The organism is Nitrosospira sp. Is2, assembly GCF_033095785.1.
Classification (GTDB): domain Bacteria; phylum Pseudomonadota; class Gammaproteobacteria; order Burkholderiales; family Nitrosomonadaceae; genus Nitrosospira.
Genome location: NZ_CP137134.1, coordinates 1256463 through 1276068, shown reverse-complemented (window position 1 = coordinate 1276068; position 19606 = coordinate 1256463). Strand labels below are relative to the sequence as shown.

Annotated in this window: 16 protein-coding genes; 7 read left to right on the top strand and 9 right to left on the bottom strand. The window is 53.4% G+C overall.

Annotated elements, in window-relative coordinates:
* Positions 1-37: 37 nt before the first annotated feature.
* From R5L00_RS05590 to def, 6 genes are all read right to left on the bottom strand, one after another.
* Positions 38-1288: a sigma-54-dependent transcriptional regulator gene (locus R5L00_RS05590; protein ID WP_107693679.1), complete on the bottom strand. Its 1251-nt coding sequence runs from the start codon at positions 1286-1288 to the stop codon at positions 38-40.
* Between the two features lie 69 nt (positions 1289-1357).
* Positions 1358-3526, bottom strand: a complete 2169-nt coding sequence (locus R5L00_RS05585) for a sensor histidine kinase (RefSeq protein ID WP_107693680.1) — start codon at positions 3524-3526, stop codon at positions 1358-1360.
* A gap of 163 nt (positions 3527-3689) precedes the next feature.
* Positions 3690-4415: a DUF4390 domain-containing protein gene (locus R5L00_RS05580; protein WP_107693681.1), complete on the bottom strand. Its 726-nt coding sequence runs from the start codon at positions 4413-4415 to the stop codon at positions 3690-3692.
* A complete protein-coding gene (gene rsmB, locus R5L00_RS05575) occupies positions 4393-5670 on the bottom strand; it encodes a 16S rRNA (cytosine(967)-C(5))-methyltransferase RsmB (protein WP_317653707.1) in 1278 nt (425 codons plus the stop codon). Before rsmB ends, R5L00_RS05580 begins: the two co-directional genes overlap by 23 nt.
* A complete protein-coding gene (gene fmt / locus R5L00_RS05570) occupies positions 5667-6602 on the bottom strand; it encodes a methionyl-tRNA formyltransferase (RefSeq protein ID WP_317653706.1) in 936 nt (311 codons plus the stop codon). The genes rsmB and fmt overlap by 4 nt, the downstream gene beginning before the upstream one ends.
* 108 nt (positions 6603-6710) lie before the next feature.
* A complete protein-coding gene (def, locus tag R5L00_RS05565; protein WP_107693683.1) occupies positions 6711-7208 on the bottom strand; it encodes a peptide deformylase in 498 nt (165 codons plus the stop codon).
* Between the two features lie 413 nt (positions 7209-7621).
* Between def and dprA the strand changes: the two genes are divergently transcribed.
* Both dprA and R5L00_RS05555 read left to right on the top strand, forming a co-directional pair.
* A complete protein-coding gene (gene dprA, locus R5L00_RS05560) occupies positions 7622-8707 on the top strand; it encodes a DNA-processing protein DprA (RefSeq protein ID WP_107693684.1) in 1086 nt (361 codons plus the stop codon).
* A 237-nt stretch (positions 8708-8944) separates the two neighbouring features.
* Positions 8945-11491, top strand: a complete 2547-nt coding sequence (locus tag R5L00_RS05555) for a DNA topoisomerase III (RefSeq protein WP_317653705.1) — start codon at positions 8945-8947, stop codon at positions 11489-11491.
* Positions 11492-11529: 38 nt separating this feature from the next.
* On the opposite strand, the gene R5L00_RS05550 is transcribed toward R5L00_RS05555, so the two are convergent.
* The 3 genes from R5L00_RS05550 to R5L00_RS05540 all read right to left on the bottom strand — a co-directional run bounded on the left by R5L00_RS05550 (position 11530) and on the right by R5L00_RS05540 (position 13639).
* The gene (locus R5L00_RS05550) at positions 11530-11832 is read right to left on the bottom strand and encodes an acyl carrier protein (protein WP_107693686.1); all 303 of its coding nucleotides are present in this window, start codon (positions 11830-11832) and stop codon (positions 11530-11532) included.
* A 15-nt stretch (positions 11833-11847) separates the two neighbouring features.
* On the bottom strand, positions 11848-13068 hold the full coding sequence (gene fabF, locus R5L00_RS05545) for a beta-ketoacyl-ACP synthase II (protein ID WP_317653704.1): 1221 nt from the start codon (positions 13066-13068) through the stop codon (positions 11848-11850).
* 316 nt (positions 13069-13384) lie between these two features.
* Positions 13385-13639 carry a hypothetical protein gene (locus tag R5L00_RS05540; protein WP_107693688.1) on the bottom strand — a complete coding sequence of 85 codons (255 nt, stop codon included), beginning with the start codon at positions 13637-13639 and terminating at the stop codon, positions 13385-13387.
* Positions 13640-14102: 463 nt separating this feature from the next.
* Here R5L00_RS05540 and R5L00_RS05535 point away from each other — a divergent pair, with 463 nt between their 5' ends.
* The 5 genes from R5L00_RS05535 (at position 14103) to R5L00_RS05515 (ending at position 19603) form a co-directional block, all read left to right on the top strand.
* Positions 14103-15257: an N-acetyltransferase gene (locus R5L00_RS05535; protein WP_317653703.1), complete on the top strand. Its 1155-nt coding sequence runs from the start codon at positions 14103-14105 to the stop codon at positions 15255-15257.
* Between the two features lie 39 nt (positions 15258-15296).
* The gene (locus R5L00_RS05530; protein ID WP_317653702.1) at positions 15297-16112 is read left to right on the top strand and encodes a nucleotidyltransferase family protein; all 816 of its coding nucleotides are present in this window, start codon (positions 15297-15299) and stop codon (positions 16110-16112) included.
* Positions 16113-16178: 66 nt separating this feature from the next.
* On the top strand, positions 16179-17255 hold the full coding sequence (gene lptF / locus R5L00_RS05525; RefSeq protein ID WP_107693691.1) for an LPS export ABC transporter permease LptF: 1077 nt from the start codon (positions 16179-16181) through the stop codon (positions 17253-17255).
* Positions 17252-18316 (top strand): LPS export ABC transporter permease LptG, encoded by a 1065-nt coding sequence (lptG, locus tag R5L00_RS05520; RefSeq protein ID WP_107693692.1) that lies wholly within the window; start codon positions 17252-17254, stop codon positions 18314-18316. Before lptF ends, lptG begins: the two co-directional genes overlap by 4 nt.
* Positions 18317-18604: 288 nt before the next feature.
* Entirely contained in the window at positions 18605-19603 is a 999-nt protein-coding gene (locus R5L00_RS05515; RefSeq protein WP_258192642.1) for a diacylglycerol/lipid kinase family protein, read from the top strand.
* The last annotated feature ends 3 nt before the right edge of the window (positions 19604-19606 follow it).

Here is a 19606-nt window from a genome sequence, read left to right as displayed (position 1 = left end):
AAATATGCATGGCAGCGCGATAACAGTCATTAATTCTTCAGTGACTCCGCAATTTGAGCCCCAACAGCTTGAGCTTGCGGTAAAGATGCGTGCGTTCCAATCCGGCGCGTTCCGCGACCCGGGTCATGTTGCCGTTTTCCTGGTCTATGAGCTGTTCAAAGTAGGCCTTCTCAAACATATCACGTGCTTCACGTAACGGAAGGTTGAGCGGGATGCCCCCCACTGCCTGTGGGGGCGAGGAAGACGCAAGTATCTGTTTAACGTCATCGGCCGATATCTCGTCGCCAGCACAGGTTAATGCGAGCGAATGCACGATACCGGTGAGTTGCGCGAGATTGCCGGGCCAGTCGTGATTGCGTAAGCAATTAAGCGCGGCCGTGCTGAATTGCCGCAGAGGAGCTTCGCCCGACTCGATATCGCGGGAAAGTATCTGGGTTGCGAGCTCGGGAATATCCTCCCTGTGCTCCCTTAACGCGGGAACATTTATGCAAAGACCGCTCAAGAGTTCATAAAGCCTCGTGTCGTAACCGCCTTGCGCGGCGAGCTCCGCCAGCGGGGTCGAAGTGACGCACACCAGTCGTACGTTATACTTTTCCAGTTTGCCTAACAGCAGCAGTAATCCCTTTTGAGCCAGCCTGTTAAGATCTCCGATTTCCTTGAGGAAAAGCAATCCGCCTTTTGCCTGCTCAAGCAAGTCAAACGGAGCATTCGCGAGAGTGGTGAGCGTATCGGGCTCCACCCAGGGCGTATTGGGCCGGTGCAGAAACCGTGCGCAGACATCCACACCGGTTCCCGGTTCACTGGTGAGCAGGAGGGGAGCTCTAAGGTTGACTACCTGTTCCAGTCTTTTTTTCAGGTCGGCGATGATGGGCCCCTTGCCCAGACTGGCGAGAGGAAGCGTCATCCGAGGGTTCGGTTGGCCTCCCCGCAGGGCGCGTCCTACGGTGCTCAGCAGCTTCTGTAAGGGCACGGGCTTCTCAAGATAGCCGGATGCACCCATGCGAGTTGCTTCTATCGCCGTATCGATGGTGCCATGCCCTGACATCATCACTACCGGCATCGTGAGCAATCCGCTGCTCGCCCATTCTTTCAGCAGGGTGATGCCGTCGGTGTCCGGCATCCAGATATCCAGCAAAACAAGATCGGGCCGAGCCTGCTTACGCCAGCTCCGCGCCTGCCCGGCATTCTCCGCCAGCGCGACCCGATAACCTTCGTCACGCAGGATTTCCGACAACAACTCACGTATGCCGATCTCATCATCAACGACCAGAATTGTATTGTTACTCATATTTCAACAGCCAGGTCTCACTGACGATATGTGTGATTATCTCTTGTTTGATGTTAGGGCCAGGGAAAGTCATTTGGCTTCCCGGTAGGCCGTCACACCCTCACTCATCAAAACCGGGAGGGTAATTGCGATCCGTGCGCCGCGGGGTCGGATATTTTCAATTTTTATCGTACCACTATGTTCTTCAACTATTTTCTTGACGATAGGCAGACCCAGACCGGTGCCTTTTGTTTTCGTCGTTACATAGGGCTCGAACACTCGCGCTTTGACTTGTTCAGGGAAGCCTCCTCCGTTGTCACTTACGCTGAACCGCACCCCTTCCGGTACGATCTCCGTTCGTACCATGATTGCTGGATCAAGTGTGCCTGCAAGCGTATCCAGCGCATTCTGCAAGAGATTGTGGATAACTTGCCGCAAACGCGCGGAGTCTCCTCTTACCGCCGGTAAATCTGAAGCCAGTGCCAGGTCGATATGCGGTTGTGGAACGTCGGACACGACTGCGCTGGAGGCCTCGTACAGCGCAAGCACTTCCCGCACCAAAGCGTTGAGATCCAGTAAATGAAATTCCAGTTCCGGCGCGCGGGCGTACTCGCTGAACTCATTCACCATCTTTTTAAGGGCTTCAACCTGGTTAACAATTGTGTCAGTAGATCGCTTCAGGATTTGCGCATCCTCCTTGCTGAGCCTCCCCGCGAGCTTGTGCTGCACGCGTTCGGCGGAGAGTTGTATCGGAGTCAGAGGGTTTTTGATTTCGTGCGCCAGGCGTCGCGCGACCTCTCCCCACGCGGCAATGCGCTGAGCCTGTAACAAGTTGGTGACATCGTCGAAGACGACGACGCCACCCCCCCCCGAAACCTGGGGCAGACGGGTCCCCCGCAACAGCAAGACTTGGTGGACGCCGTCTCGTGGGCGTTCTACCTGGCATTGCCATTCCTCCCTATTTTCAGAGCGGAATCCTTCAAGAATCCCCGTGATGAACGATATCAGTCGAGGTTGGCGCGCTGCGCACTCGGCGATAGTCAGACCCTTCAGGCCGGACAAGGACACATTCAGGATTTGTTCGGCGCTTAAATTCGCGGTGCGCATGCGCAGGCCTTTATCAAATACCAGCACTCCGGACGAAAGGTTGGCCAATATGTTTTCCAGGTAAGCTCTCGCACTTTCCACCTCCTGTTGGTTGCGCTGTGCAGTCATGCGGGCTTCTTCCAACTGCTGAGTCATAAGATTGAATGATTCGGTCAACACGCCCAATTCATCCCGGCTTCGCACTGGATGGCGTCTGCTGAAGTCGCCCTGGGCAACTGCTCGGGTGCCTTCAGCCAGCATACCCAGAGGCGCGCTTAGACGCTCGCTGATAAGAAATGCTGCGGCCAAAGCGGAGAAGAGGGAGAGCAGCAGCGCGAGCGTGAGTGTCACCCCATAAAGGCTTTTCAATCCTTCCCGCGATAGGAGCAATTCCTGGTAATCGCGATACGCAGCCTGCACGATCTCTGCATCTTCGGCCAGCGGTTCAGGTACCTGTTGGAGCAGTTGCAGGACGTGGGCATTTTCCGTCGGGCCCCGCGGATCGATTAACGCGAGAACCCTTAAATACAAACCCTTGTCAGGAATCGACTCAACCGAGCTGTGTAATTTTTCCATTTGAACTTCACGCATGGTTTCCATGCTTAATGCTTCTGGAACACGCCCGGAACTGTTCTCATCCGTGGAAGCCAGCACGCTCCCATCCTGGTTGAACAGCGTTGCTTCCTGTACCTGTGATTGCTCGAGGAGTTTATTGAGCGCCGGCACTAGCGGATCGGAGGCGGATAGCGTCACGGCCGCAGCCCCGGCCATGTAACGCAATTCCTCCAAACGGTTGTCGAGGATTTTGCGTCCCAGATTCAGGCCACCTTCCAGCGCCCGGTCGACCTTGACATCGAACCAGGATTCGATACTTTTCCCTAGAAATTGTACCGATACGGCATACACCAGCGCACCCGGAAGAACGGCCATTAGTGAAAAGATCAGCAGCAGGCGCAGCGCCAGTCTCGAACCGAATACGCCCGCATTCAGCCTGCGTCTGAGTCTCCATAACAAATACCCTACTACGCCCATCAGAAACAGCACGAAGCCGACATTAAGCCGGATCAGAAGCCTGTATTTGCGTTCGAACAGATCGGTATCAGCTCCTGCACTAGCCAGTAGAAAAAGCATGACTGCACCCAGTCCGGCGCTGATGATGATGACGTATTTCACGGTTGGCTAGGGCGGAAGCGTTGGAAAAGCGCGTGTACGCGACGCAGCGTTACATAACGGGACCAGTGCGAGGCGAGAAACGGCGGTTTCCCTGCGCTTAGTGCGTGAAAAAGCAAGCAGCCAGCGAAACCTGCCCGTTTAAGGTTACGGTAAAACCGACCGCTCAAAGGGTGGCACTCCCGGATAGCGCAACCAGCACGGGTGCGAGCGCCGCGACGTGTTTCGTATATCGTTCGAATATCCCGATTTTATGAGTAGCGCTCTCTACGGTCGATTTCTGGGATTCCTTAGGCGATGGCAGTCTCGTACTCCACCGTATCATGCCGGTACTCAAGTCCCACTCTCTTGATCCCAGCGTTTCCACTTGAAACGGTTTGGGCAGCGCCGATATATCCAGACGCATGCGCATTTCCACGGTGTATTCCATGTCGGGCCTGAGCCCGTTACTTGGAATGATTGGACGGTTGCGTACACGGCCGAGCGCTTGCAGGGCTTCCTTGAGGGTACCGAAGTTCTGCGAAAACGTTCCTCTGCTCAAGCGGTATTGACGGGTTAGCGCGTAGTAGCTCAACCCTTCCCGCACCCTGCTTTGGGCGACTCTCTCGTCCAGCCAATACCAACGTGCACTTACCAGGTTGAGTTCAGTCACAAAATACAGCACGATGCCCTTCTCAAGTGCGTGTTCCAACTTGTGATTGAGCGTAATCTCGAAATCGGCGTCGAACTGATATCCTTCTTCGGCAGCTTCCACCGTCACCAACTTCACCTGTATGCCGCCTTCCGCATGAGCTATGCCCGCCGGCAGCAGCGCTAGGGTCAGCAGCACGACCAACGCCACGCGCAGCTGCCGAAAGACATGAAAGGCGTCAGACTTTAAGCACCAGAGCATAAAAGAAACCGTCGTGATGGGAATCGGGCAGTAGTTGCCCGTCAGTTATTTCAGCCCGGGAAAGGGGCAGCGTCCGTGCATCCGCATGGCGGCGCAAAAACTCTTCCACTTGCAGCCCGTTTTCCTCGGTAAATACCGAACAGGTGACGTAGAGTAATTTACCACCCCTGCTCAGCATCGGCCACAGCGCCTCGAGGATTTCCCGTTGCTTTGCGGCAAACTGCGAAAGGTCGCTTTCGCGCCTTAGCCATTTGATATCCGGATGACGACGCGTAACTCCCGAAGCAGAGCAAGGAACATCAGCCAGAATGCGGTCGAATTGATTTCCATCCCACCACTGCGCAGGTTGCGAGGCATCGCTATGAATTACTCGATGGGCTTTCAATCCCAATCGAGAGAAATTGCGCGTCACGCGAGCCAATCTGTTGTTATCACTGTCGAGCACAGTTAAGTCGACTTCAGCCAACTCCAACAAGTGCGCGCTTTTGCCGCCGGGAGCGGCGCAAGCATCCAGCACCCGGTCGTTGTCAGATACCTCCAATAATTTGGCCGCCAGTTGCGCACCCGCATCCTGGACCGACACTAAGCCCTCGCCAAAACCAGGTAGCTTTTCCACCGGCACTGGCTGCTCGAGTTCGAGCGCATCTTCGCCCGCTAGCCGCGCACTCATATTACTCTGGCTGAGACGTTCTAGATATTCCGCAACTGTAGTCTTTCGCCGGTTGATTCTCAATGTCATAGACGGGCGAAGGTTGCTCGCCTCCAGTACCGCCTGATAACGCTCCGGATATTGGATGCGAAGCTTATCGATCCACCATTGGGGATGAGAATAGCGTCCTACCTCGCTCTCGCTTGATTCCTGCAAGAGTGTCGAATGCTGGCGGAGGAAATTGCGCAGTACCGCATTGACCAATCCCTGAAGACCCGTGCTACCGTGTGCCCCTTGAGAAGCGGATACTGCGTTGTCCACAACCGCATGCGGGGCAGCCTTGCTGTATTCCAGTTGGTATAAGGCGACTAGCAATAAATAGATGATGTCCTTGTTCTTCAGCGGCTTTTTCAGCAACAAGCCGAGTATTGCGTGAAGTTGACCATAAAAGCGCAGGACGCCGTAGCTCAGATCTTGAATTGCGCCCCGTTGCTGCTCGGTCAGGTCGGCGTGGTTGTGCCAAAGGTCCTGCAACACCGCCGTCAAACTTGCCCCCCCCAATACTCTACCCACCGTCGCAGCAGCGAGACGCTGAGTTTTAATCATTTGCGGCATTCAAAGCGATCGCCGGGTCGTAGCGGATGCCCCAAGAGAAACTCTCCCGCGCTCATCTTTTTCCCGCCCGCTTTTTGCACGACCTCTAGTACAAGTGTACCCGCGCCACATGCAACCGCTATTCCATCACGTCCTGTCGCAACAATTTCTCCCGGCGCACCCCCCGTATCCACGCCGACGCTCGCTTGCCATATTTTGAGGGGGACCCCGGATATCCAGGCGTAAGCGCCGGGACGAGGGTTAAACGCCTGCACCGCACGGTGAGCCGCTTGCGCGCTATCCCCCCAGTTTATTTCTGCCTCGTCTTTTTCCAGCTTCGGGGCATAAGTTGCGGCATCCTCATCCTGAGGAAGCCCCGTCAGCGTTCCCTGCCGCAAATTCGTTAATGCTTCGGCAATGCACTGCGCGCCTAACAACGCAAGTTTGTCATGCAGGGTTTGGGCAGTATCGTCCGGGGCGATCGGAACAGCCCGCTGCAACAAAATCGCGCCAGTATCCAGACCCTGGTCCATTTGCATTATTGTTATTCCAGTTTCCCGATCTCCTGCCAATAGCGCTCGCTGGATAGGCGCAGCACCACGCCATCTCGGCAGCAACGAAGCATGAATATTGAGGCAGCCGAGCCGTGGGATGCGCAAGACGGGGGAAGGCAGAATGAGGCCATAAGCTGCGACAACCATGATATCCGCGTCGGCAGCTTCGAGTTGCGCGTGGAGCTCGGGTTGCTTGAGTGTGGCGGGCTGCAGCAGTGTAAGCCGGTGTTGTAGCGCCAGCAATTTGATCGGACTGGCGACGGGCTTCATGCCTCGTCCGGAAGGACGGTCGGGCTGAGTCAGCACCAACGTAATTTCATATCCGGCGACTATCAGCGCTTCGAGCGCAACAGCGGCAAAGGGCGGCGTGCCCGCGAAAATGATCTTCATGGGGAAGTATAACGGGATACCACGGGCAGTGCCGCAACGGCTTCGCTTATCGACCCCTTTGCTTTGATTAGTCCGCGTTTGCTGGAAACAAAAAAACCCGGTGTCACATCACTTTCGCCGCTGTTTTTTGAATCTGGCCTGAATTCGTGTTTGCTTTAACCGCGACCAGTACTCAACGAATACTTTTCCCAGCAAATGGTCCATTTCATGCTGGATACACACTGCAAGCAAGCCCTCCGCCTCAAGCGCGAAAGGCTCCCCGTTTCGGTCCAACGCCTCAACCGTGATCCGTTCCGAACGCGGTACCTTGCCATATACTCCCGGCACCGACAGGCAACCTTCTTCATAGTCAGACTCACCGCTACGGGAGGTAATTCGGGGATTGATCAATACCAGTAATTGGTCGTGTGTTTCGGAGATGTCGATGACGATGAGGCGAAAGTGCATGTCAACCTGAGTTGCCGCAAGACCAATCCCAGGTGCAGCATACATTGTCTCAGCCATATCGCGCACCAGGGCGCGAACTTCATCCGTCACTTCATGTACTGGGGCTGCTACCGTGTGAAGTCGCTCATCCGGATATTGCAATATTTTTAGGAGAGCCATAAAAAGGGCTTGAATACTAAATGATCTAAATGCAGAATTTAACCACTGCAATATTGACCCTAAACACGATATGGATGATAGGGTGTTTTTGAAGTTCAAGCTAAAGCCAATTATATCCTGATTTGAGGAGGAAGCTCGTTTTTAAGCCTACGCGGAGCCGGAGCTTAACTGGGCCCAGTGTGTTAATTGAGTCGGTTTTCCTGGCAGGGTTCCTGCCGTGTTTTCGACCGTGCTTATTACCGGCAGTCCGGCGTTTTGTTCCCCAAAAGGCACCAAGTGTCGTGGCTCGCGTGTCGCGTCAAAGATATTTCCTCCGGGGCGCGACAGCCGTATACCTCGTGTCATCATTTATACGTTTTATTTTTTGCGGCCGCTGTCGCGCCCAGGCAGGATTTATTCAGAGGTTCCCTTAAATGAATTTGCAACAGGATATGGAGTCCTGGATTGCTCTATGCCTGATTGATGGTCTGGGTGATGAGTCAATACGCCGGTTACTCGTTGGATTTGGAAGTCCCGCCCAAATTTTTTCCGCCAGTACTTCCGCCCTGGAGCGATTGGTTAAAAAGAAGGTCGCGCACAGCATTGTCCAGGGAGCCGACCGAAACAAAATCGATGCTACGCTCAAATGGCTGGAGGATTCCCAAAATTCGATTATTACCCTTGCTGATACGGATTTTCCATCCCTGCTGCTCAACATTTCGGATCCGCCGCCGCTCCTCTATCTGAAGGGTAAGCGCGAACTGTTGAATTCACAGATGCTCGCCATTGTCGGAAGTCGCAATGCGACACCGCAAGGTCTTGGAAACGCCGAAGCTTTTGCCAAAGCCACAAGTGACGCCGGGCTCTGCATTGTGAGCGGGATGGCACTCGGCATCGACACTGCGGCTCATCGGGGCGGTTTGCGGGGCAGCGCTTCAAGCATTGCCGTGGTAGGGACAGGGCTGGATCTCGTCTATCCCGCAAGTAACCGGAAACTTGCTCATGAGTTAGCTGAACAGGGGGCGCTTATTTCCGAGTTCCCGTTAGGCACACCTGCAATCGCGAGCAATTTTCCGCGCCGCAACCGCATTATCAGCGGCATGAGTCGAGGCTGTCTGGTGGTCGAGGCTGCGCTGCAGAGTGGGTCGCTCATTACAGCAAAGCAGGCATTGGAACAGGGACGTGAGGTATTTGCCGTCCCGGGTTCCATCCATTCGCCTCTTGCGAAGGGCTGTCACTCGCTCATCAAGCAGGGAGCGAAACTCGTCGAAAGCGCGGAGGACATTCTGGATGAATTGGGCTATCGGTCAGCGCGACCCGGTGCCGCCAATGATACTGACGAACCGGGAAAAGAAAAATCACTGCTGTTAACGCACCTCGGCCATGAAATCATTGATATCGACACCCTGTCCAACCGGAGCGGCTTGACCGTAGAAACCGTGTCCGCGATGCTATTGACGTTCGAATTGGACGGCATAGTGGCAAGCTTGCCGGGCGGTTGCTATCAAAGGCTTGCGTAGATCTGTTGATGAACACTCCATGCCTGCCTCATGAATATAAGCTGAACGAACGGGAAGGCGCCGCGATCAGTTGCCCAGCAGTTTTAGGAACGTCCACTGTCAGCGGGAGGGGATTTATGATTCCCTTAACTTGCCTAGCATTCGATAATTTCTGTTATCGTAAAGCTGACAGTGACCAGTTATTCACTCCCTTATACAACTCGCTGCCGTTAATCTGCAGACGTTCACGGAAGTTTCATGGGTAAAACCTTAATTATCGCCGAGAAGCCTTCTGTCGCTGTCGATATTGCGCGTGTCCTCGGCGGGTTCGCCAAGCATGCCGACTATTTCGAGAGCGATCAATACGTGCTGTCTTCAGCTGTCGGCCATCTGCTTGAGCTTGTCGTACCCGAACAATACGAGGTCAAACGGGGGAAGTGGAGTTTTGCCAATCTGCCCATAATTCCGCCGCATTTCGATCTCAATCCCATCGAAAAAACCGAGTCCCGCTTGAAGCTCTTAACCAAACTCATTAAGCGCAAGGATGTAGAGTCCCTTATTAATGCTTGTGACGCGGGAAGGGAAGGTGAACTTATTTTTCACTACATCAGACGTCACGTGGGGACCAACAAACCGGTGAAGCGACTTTGGCTCCAATCGATGACACCGGCCTCGATTAGGGAGGGCTTTAACAAGTTGCTCGATGACGATGCGGTGCGGCCTCTGGCAGAAGCAGCGGTAAGCCGCTCCGAGGCGGACTGGCTGGTAGGAATAAACGGCACTCGCGCCATGACCGCCTTTAATTCTCAGGAAGGAGGGTTTCATAAAACGCCGGTGGGCCGGGTGCAGACGCCGACGCTAGCGATCCTGATTGAACGTGAAGACACCATCAAGAAATTCGTTCCCCGCGATTACTGGGAAGTTCATGGCAAGTTTGCCGCGAGTTCGGGGCAATATGACGGCCGCTGGTTCGACGAGAATTTCGCAAAAAATAAAACGGATAGTGAGCAAAAGGCTGAAAGATTCTGGGATCAGAAAGAAGCGGAGGCGGTTCGCAGCAAATGCCAGGGCAAGCCGGGCGTTGTCAAGGAAGAAAGTAAGCCTGCTACTGAAATCTGTCCGCTGCTGTACGACCTTACCAGTTTGCAGCGTGACGCCAACGGGCGCTTTGGTTTTTCCGCCAAGACGACGCTTGGGTTAGCCCAGGCGTTATATGAAAAGCATAAGGTGCTAACGTATCCGCGTACTGACTCGCGTGCCCTCCCCGAAGACTACCTTGACACTGTCAAGGAGACCTTGAGCTCACTAGCAAAAAGCCGTTACGGTATTTTCGCCAAGCAGGTCCTCAAGGAGGACTGGGTTAAGCCAAACAAGCGCATATTCAATAATGCAAAAATTTCCGACCATTTCGCAATCATCCCGACTTCGCTAGAGCCTAAGGCCCTGAGCGAAACTGAAGCGAAGCTTTACGATCTCGTGACCAAGCGTTTTTTGGCTATTTTTTTCCCCGCTGCCGAATTTCTTGTTACGACCCGCATCACTCGTGTCGAGAACGAGCCATTCAAAACCGAAGGCAAGGTGATGGTCAATCCCGGTTGGCAGGTCGTGTATGGCCGTGAGGTGCAGGCTCGAGGCACAGAGGATGAATCCGCGTTGATTAAGCTAAACCCGGACGAGCGGGTCTTGGCTGAAGAGATCAAGGTTATTTCCAGCCAGACTCGCCCTCCGGCCAGGTTTAATGAAGCCACGCTTCTGTCCGCCATGGAGAGCGCGGGAAAGTTAGTGGAGGATGAAGATCTGCGGGAAGCGATGAGTGCAAAAGGGCTAGGCACCCCCGCTACGCGTGCGTCGATTATCGAAGGATTGGTGGCGGAAAATTACCTCCAGCGTGAAGGTCGGGAACTGCGTCCCACTGCCAAGGCATTTTCGCTGATTACCTTATTGCGCGGCCTGAAGGTGCCTGAACTTACCTCGCCAGAACTGACAGGCGATTGGGAGTTCAAGCTGCGCCAGATCGAGCAGGGTAAACTTCAGCGCAACAAGTTCATGGAAGAGATCGCTGGCATGACGGGGCACATTGTAGAGCAGGCAAAAACTCACCGTGGCGAAACGATCAGCGGCGACTTTTCCACACTAAAGTCTCCTTGTCCCAAGTGCGGCGGCGTGATACAGGAAACCTATAAGAAGTACCAATGCCAGAAATGCGATTTTGCCCTCTGGAAAATCCTTGCTGGGCGGCAATTTGAAACAGCGGAAATGGAGCAGTTGATTACCCAACGCGAAGTCGGCCCATTGCAGGGGTTTCGCAGCAAAATGGGACGGCTGTTCAACGCCAATATCAAGCTTACCGACGAGTTGGAAATGAAATTCGATTTTGGCACTGATAGCGCCGAGGATGCCGAAGCAATTGATTTTTCGGGGCAGGAACCGTTGGGGACATGCCCGCGCTGCGGCGGTCGGGTATTTGATCATGGAATGAGTTACGCCTGCGAGAAGGCCATCGGCTCAGTCCGTACGTGCGACTTTAAAATTGGGAAGATTATTCTCGCCCGCCCTCTCGAACGCGAACAGGCGGCCAAACTATTGCGGACGGGAAAAACTGATTTGCTCCAAAAGTTTATTTCAAAGAAGGGCAGGCCATTTTCCGCTTATCTGGTTATAGGTTCGGACGGCAAGGTAGGCTTCGAGTTTGAGCCGAGAGAATCAAAGACAAAAACAGCCGCGGCATCCGCTGAGAACAAGTCAGTAAAACCAAAAACAAAGAGTGCTTCGTCGAAAAAGGTGGTGTCTGGTAAAACCAAATAGAACGAGAAAAAACATTGGCTTGTTTGAGCTTATGCTTTTTATTTACCTTCTTGATCAAACGCTGTTCCTGAGGCGTCCTGTCCTTCTTGCGACGGCTCGGGCGCCTGGTGTTTTTCAATGTAGGCGATAATATCTCCGACGGTAGTAAAGCCTTTAGCTTCTTCACTGTCAAAATTGATGCTGAAATTATCTTCCGCATCAAACAAAAGCTGAATCGTGTCCATGGAATCAAGCCCGAGTTCGTCAAATTTTGACGCCCTATTTATTGTGGAAACATCCAGGTTTTCAACTTTTGTAGCGATGAACTGTATGACCTTCGCTTCAATGTCCGCTGTGTCCATATCTAATCTCTTCCTTCAATCGAGCGTTGTGAAAACGATGCTTGCATTATTTCCCCCAAATCCGAAAGCGTTACAGAGGCCAGTTCGCGGATTTTTCTGCTGCGCCCGGTTGGGCGTGTAGTCAAGATCGCATTCCGGATCGGCCTCATCCAGGTTGATGGTTGGATGTACTGTGCCAGTATGTAGGGCCATGATTGTGGCGATGCTGCCAATGGCCGCCGATGCGCCGATGGAATGTCCAAGCAGGGATTTTGTCGCACTAATTGCGATATCCTTGGCTCGATCGCCAAAGAGGCTCTTGATGGCGCGGGTTTCCACAATATCGCCCAACGGGGTTGAAGTTGCATGGGCATTGATGTGTTCCACTGAATCTTTCGTAATGCCCGCATCCTGGATGGCGGCTTCCATCGCGGCTACCTGGCCGCTCTGGTCCGGCATGACGATGTGCGCAGCGTCGCATGTTTGTCCATAGCCCGCGAGGCAGGCATATATTTTTGCCCCTCGACGCATGGCCTGTTCTTCTTTCTCCAGTATGAGTATGCCCGCGCCTTCCGACATGACGAACCCATCACGGCCTTTAGCGAATGGCCGTGATGCTCGCGCCGGATCCATATTGAAGCCGGTTGTTAACGCATGCAATATTTCGAAGCCATTCATTGTTAGCGGCAATACACACGCTTCCGCACCACCGGCAATCACCGCATCCGCTCGCCCCGCCCGCAAGAGATCGAGCGCCATGCCGATTGCATTGGCCCCGGAAGAGCACGCCGTGCTGCAAGTCAGATTTACCCCTTTCAGCCCATGTTTGATTGCGATCCACGCCGCGGCTGAGTTCGCCATGGTTCGAGGCACCGTAAACGGGGGTACGGGTTGGTTTCGAAACTTGCGGAGCGCGGAAGACTCAAACGTGGCAAAACCGCCCATCCCCGAGCCGATGCTAACGGCCAGACGTGGCGGCGAATAGGCGTCAAGCCCACCCGCATCTTCGAACGCGAGTTTGGCGGCCAGCAAGGCAAGATGGGTGAATCTATCCGTTTGCTCTATATACTTAGCCGACAGGAAGGTTCTAGGGTCGAATCCTTGCACTTCTCCCGCCACTTGCGACCGCAGACTGGACGCATCGAAGCTGGTGACCGGGCGGATCCCACTGACACCGTTGATCGCAGCTGTCCAAAACTGTTCAGTGCCAATGCCAATTGGGGAAACAATCCCCATTCCCGTCACGACTATTCGCATATACAACTGTAGTCAATCATATAGATAGACAAAGCCTCTCTGTGGGCAAAGAAAATAAGTTTAAAATTTTACAGTATGCGGCAGATCCTGATGCGCACTTCCACGCCGTTTGTTGATGGGAAATGGGGTTGAAAAAAGAACATCCATGTCTCACGTCCAGCGGCGAAAGGTGCGTGGCGAGATATCTCTGTCCCCCAATTATTTCTCCAACGTTGCGTTCTGATCCCGTATCGACCGGTCTCGCAACGGCAATGGCAACGGCTGCGGTTCCGTTTTTTATATCTCGTACCCGATAATTCAACCTATCTTAACGCTTTCACTTTGCATTAAAAATCATCGGGAAAAGATACCTCAGGACGCCGCCCATGATCCAGATAATCAGTATTAAGCTGGATACCACGGCTACTCCTTCCAAAATTGCCGAGAAAAGCGTTGAGCCGAGACTATCGAATTCCTGGTGTCCTTCATCGTTACGCCGCCGTTTGCGGCGGTTTCTCACCCAGATCTGCAGCCCGACGACGGCCGGAATGAGGGCGAGAGAAATTAGAAGATTGTATTCGGAAGTATCCATTGATTAATCAACCTTTGCGTGATGACGATCGCTGCTCGACAGTGAGACCGCTTTCAGCCGGAAGTGACACAGGTAAGTTGGCTATTCATGAAATCGGGAAACTACGGCAGCGTTGATGTTTTACTCATGGAGCGACAAATTGGTGAAATCTTGCTCGGGAGTGGAAAGCGGCGATTATAATATCACACGCCGCCGACATGTCATCGAGTTAACGCGCCTTCACCCATCCTGGACCTCATCCAAGTTGTGCAGTTCTGGAGGACGAGCAGCACAGCCGTAGCTGTCTTTGCGGGACGATTACCATTTTCATTGAATCGACGCGTACGAGCAAGGTTTCGCATTGGAGACCGTAGCGAGACTGTAGCGTCTTCCGACTGTTCGATGTTTTCCTGAAAGTTAAGTATGTTTGCTGTTGAACCAAACACTTTTAAGATCGATCTGATTGGGGACGGCCCGTTTCGTTATGAATGAAAAATCTGTCCGCCCTGCCCCACTCGACATTACGGTACGTCCAGTTGCAAACCGCCGCGAGATGGGCGTTTTTATAGATATACCCTGGCGTATCTATGCTGATGACCCAATGTGGGTGCCGCCCTTACGCCTGGAGCGGCGTCTGCATTTTTCGAAATTCAACCCGTTTTTCAAGCATGGAGAATGGCAGGCTTGGGTCGCATATCAGAACAAGGAGCCAGTGGGGCGAATCAGTGCCCAAATTGATCAACTGCACCGGCAACGCTATGGAGGGGATACCGGCCATTTCGGTTTGCTGGAATGCATAAACGACGTAAATGTATTCGCCGCGCTGATGCATACCGCCGAGGCCTGGCTAGTTGCCCGGGGCACCCGCCATATTAGCGGCCCGTTCAATTTGTCCATCAATCAGGAGTGCGGCGTTCTGGTAGAGGGTTTCGATACCCCCCCAATGGTAATGATGCCTCATTCACGCAGGTGGTATGCAGCGTTACTGGAAGGACTCGAGTATCGCCCATTGAAGGATATGCTTGCCTATTGGGTTGCGGTAGATTTCAAGGTCCCCCGATTGATGACTTCGCTGGTCGAGAAATTTAAGGATCATGTGCGCTTGAGGCCTCTGCGGCGCGACAAGTTTAGCGAAGAAATGGAAGTGCTGCGTGATATATTCAACGACGCGTGGTCGGAGAACTGGGGCTTTGTCCCTTTTACCAAAGAAGAGTTTGCCGAGCTTGGCGCCAGTCTGCGTTTGCTGGTTCCCGACGATTGTATCCAAATTGCCGAGGTGGACGGCGTTCCATCGGCATTTATGGTGGCATTGCCAAACCTTAACGAAATTTTCGCCGAGCTTAACGGAAGTCTGTTTCCTTTTGGCTGGGTCAGGCTGCTCCGGATAAAATCCAGAGGAGGAGTTCGTACTGGCCGAATACCCCTGATGGGGGTACGCAAGCAGTTTCACAATACTCCGCTGGGCATGGCACTGGCCTTTATGGTAATCGACGCTCCCAAGGAGTTGGGACGTGCCATGGCAGTTGAGGCGGTAGAATTGTCCTGGATACTTGAGGATAACAAACCCATGCGTGCAATTCTGGCTAGCTTAGGCTGCAGGCAATATAAGCGTTACCGGATTTACGGAAAAACGCTGTGATCGACTGAGCGGTTCAATGCAAGGAGTTAACGTTAGCCAATGAACACAAGGAGTGAGTTTATTGCTGTGGTGCTGGCGGCTGACCGCACAGCCGACGACCCAATCGCACGTAAGACGGGTGCGGCCTGCAAAGCAATTGCGCCCGTGGGCGGGACGCCCATGATCATTAGGGTATTAGATGCATTGGAAGCGAGTGGAATGGTGAAGACTATTGTTGTTTGCGGTCCGCCGGCGGAGATAATTCCTAAATGTCCGGAACTGGAGGAACGCATCCGCTCCGGACGAGCCATATGGCTGCCGAATCTGGATTCGCCCAGTCGCAGCGCCAATAGCGCTCTCTCACAGATTGATCAGCAGGCTCCTGTATTGCTGACGACAGCCGACCATGCATTATTGACGCCTGCCATTGTGCAGTATTTCCTGACCAAATCTCGGGCGGCGGGCAGTGACGCGGCTGTGGGCGTAGTCAGGTACGAAGATGTGGCCGCGGCATTTCCTGGCTCGAAGCGAACGGTAATCAAGTTGAGGGACGGAGGCCTTTGCGGTTGCAACCTTTACGCATTTCTTAATCCTCGTGGCCGCGGGCTAGTCTCGTTCTGGCAGCGAGCGGAAGCTCTCCGAAAACGCCCTTGGCAACTGATCGCACAGACGTTTGGCCCCGTGGCTGTCCTCTTGTATTTGCTGGGACTTTTGTCGATCAATAAGGGGCTTGCCACAGTAACAGCCAGAACCGGCATCAAAGTGCAGCCGGTGTTTTTGCCTTATCCACAAGCCGGTGTGGACGTCGATAAGATTGAGGATCTGCTGCTCGTGGAATCCGCGTTGGTGGAAGCACGCTCCGCTACGCGGGGGTAAACAGATTCACCACTCCATTACCGCATCCCTAAGGCCATCCCATCAAGCCTTGATGGGGGATAATCCGTGAAAATAATAGACCGATATATCACCCGCGAATTGCTAATACCCTTCACCGTGGTGGCGGTTATTCTCGCGGCACTGTTTTCAAGTTTCAGCAGCGCCCGTTTTTTGGCAAGCGCAGCGTCCGAATCGCTTGGCCTCGCCGCCATGCTCAAGTTCATACTGTTGAAAACAGTGATTGCTCTCGAAGTACTGATGCCGATCTCGCTATACGTCGCGGTAGTCATGGGGCTGGGTAGGTTATATAGAGACCAGGAGATTAGTGTGCTGCGTTCGGCCGGGGTCAGCGAGAACCGCGCGCTTTTTGCGGTCCTCATTGTTGCCATTCCGGTTGGGATCGCAAGCGGAGTGCTTTCCATTTTCGTCCGCCCCTGGGCATATGAAGAAAGCTACATGCTGAATGCGCAGGCAGAGGCGGAGTTAAACATAGATCGATTTCAGGCTGGGCGCTTTTATGGCAGCGAGGGCAAGGGTAGAGTCGTTTTTGTGCAATCCAAGGACGATTCCGGGAAACAGATGCAAAACGTATTTCATTACATCCACAAGCCGGATAGCAGCGAGATCATTCTTGCAAAAGAAGCCCACCAGCAGGAGCTCAGACCTGGCGAGCGCCCGCAAATACATTTAGGCGAAGGGTTTATTTACAAGCTCATGCATTCAGGGGCAAAGGACACGGTGGTCCAATTTGAAAAATTGGTTTATTACACCGACAGCGGGAATGTGCTGGACTATAAGCGCAAGGCGGCTCCTACGGCGGCGTTAATGAAATCCGATCAGCCGCGCGATATTGCCGAATTCCAATGGCGACTGTCGCGCCCCATCGCTACGATCCTGCTGGCGCTTATTGCCGTACCATTCAGTCGCGTCCCGCCTCGCCAGGAAAAAGGCGAAAAAAATTACTATGCTGCAGCTATCGTTTTTGCGATCTACTATATCCTGAACGGATTGGCCCAAACATGGGTCGAGCAAGGCACAATCGGGAAGATGCCGGGTGTTTGGTGGCTCTACGTTCTAATGGCCCTGGCCGCTTTTGCCATGCTCGCGCCGGATTTCCGGCAGAAAATCTTTGCACGCAGATGAGCGTAATTAACCGGTACCTGGCCGTCCAAGTCCTCATTGGTCTGGGAATTGCCGTAGTGGTACTATTGCCGCTCTTCGGTTTTCTCGATTTGCTGGATCAGCTTGACGATGTCGGAAAAGGGACTTATCGGGTTCAGGATGCGTTCCTGCACACAGCCTTGCTTCTGCCACGAAGGTTTATTCAGCTAGCCCCGTTTATTGCTTTGTTAGGCAATGTCATCGCGTTAGGGCGGCTCGCTGTCGGGTCGGAATTGACAGCTTTACGGGTGGCCGGGGTATCCCCCATTGGTATTAGTCTGGCGCCGCTCACGGTGGGATTGATCCTTCTATTATTTATCGCAGTGCTGGATCAGTTTGTCGCGCCGCAGCTCCAACAAAAGGCTATCTCATCCAGGGCCGTGGCGCTTGAGAAGAGTGCTGCGCTAGGTAAAAATCTCGGTATATGGACCCGGGACGAGCGCAACATATTGCGTATAGGTGAGATGTTGCACTCTGGAAGAGCGGCAGATATCGAGATCATGCATTTTGACGACAACGGATTTCTGCTGACTTACACGCACGCTAAATACGCCGACTTCAACGGTGGCGATTTGTGGGATCTGCAGGATGCCACCACCAAGACATTTACCGGAAATCGGATAGAATCCGAGAACGCAAAATCGATCAAATGGAGATCATTCCTGAATCCGGACGATATCTCCACGTTGACCAAATCACCGGAAAGCCTTTCCCCGGTCGAGTTATTTCTACATGTTCGTTTCTTGCGCGCCACCGGTCAAGAGGCGGATGCCTATGCGTTGGCTTTGTGGCGGAAGGCGGGCGGAGGACTAACGACCATCGCAATGCTGTTGTTTTCAATACCCTTTGTTTTCGGATCGGTAAGGGCGGGTTTAGGCAGCAGGCTGGTGTTGGCCGCCATGCTGGGCATCGGCGTATACTTGTTCGACCAGATTATCGCGAATGCCGGCCTATTGCTTCATATAAACCCGGCACTCACCGCGCTTTCCCCTGGGCTGGTGTTAACAGCGGTGGCAGTACTGTGGTTGCGACGAATTTTCTAGTGAGATACCACCGGCTCCCGCGGCAGGACCTTCATCGTTTTCGATGAGCTGTTCCTGTGGCGATAATGCCATATATGTTGTAACCTGCGCGGCTTGTCTCATTCATACACAAACTTCCATCGGCAAATTCAACAATTCAGGAGCCGTAATTTTTTCTGGCTCGTGGCGATGCAGTCGCAAGTTAAGGGTGAGGTTCAGTAACAGCCGGAATCGAATTCACTCAGAGGTAATCAAAGACGTTGACGGGAGAAATGGTTTTGCACTTTTTGTTTATAGCGCATGGATTGAATGATAGAACAATCGCGGGTTGATCGGATCACAGCAGGGGCGGCAACGGTCGGATTCCTGTTCAACCCGTTGAGCGGCCGGATACGCAAGCGCGTAGCCGCCATAAGGCGAGAAATCGGCAGAGTTCCCAACGCTACCTGTCGAGAAGTGACGAACGCACCAGAGATTCATGCTTCTGTTGAGGCTTTTCTTGAGGCTGATATTGATCTGCTTGTTATCGTAGGCGGGGACGGTACGGTGCAAGGAGTCTTGAACCACCTGTTCGCGTTACAGCCGGGCTCGAAATGGCCGGTCTTAACCATCATTCCAGGTGGTACGACCAATATGACAGCGCTGGACTTGGGGATTCAAGGCCGCCCGGAATATCTCTTGCAGAAGTTGTGCGGGTGTTTGCTGGATACCAACTCACCTGCATTTGTGCAGCGGCATGTCCTGTCCATTGAACAGACAGGGGTGCCTAAGGTCTATGGCATGTTCTTCGGTGTTGGACTGATTGCCCGAGCGGTAATTTTTTCCCAAGGCAAGATCAAGAAGCTGGGTGTCACAGGCGAGATCTATTCAGGATTCATCATGCTGGGATATCTCGCTGGCGTGCTTCTTGGTCGATGCCACGGTGCCTGGGCACCGGCTAAAATTTCCGTTACGCGCGATAGCGGCAAATCCCATCATGGAACTTATTCATTTCTTTTCGCAAGTACGCTAGACCGTTTGCTGTTTGGCATGCGCCCTTACTGGGGCCGGGAGGAGCAACCGGTGCATGTTACGTTTGTGAAACAGCAGCGCAAGAAATCGGTACGCATGATATGGCCGCTCCTCACTGGTCGTGGGAATGTCCTTCCGGAAAATAACGGTTATTACAGTTGCAATACCGGGGTGCTTGAACTGGTGATGGATGACGATTACATCGTCGACGGCGAATCCTACCGGGCAGCAGGAAAAGATGGTCCATTGCGGATAACGCCAGCCGGTCCGGTCTGCTTTCTGGTTGCGGATAAATAAAGA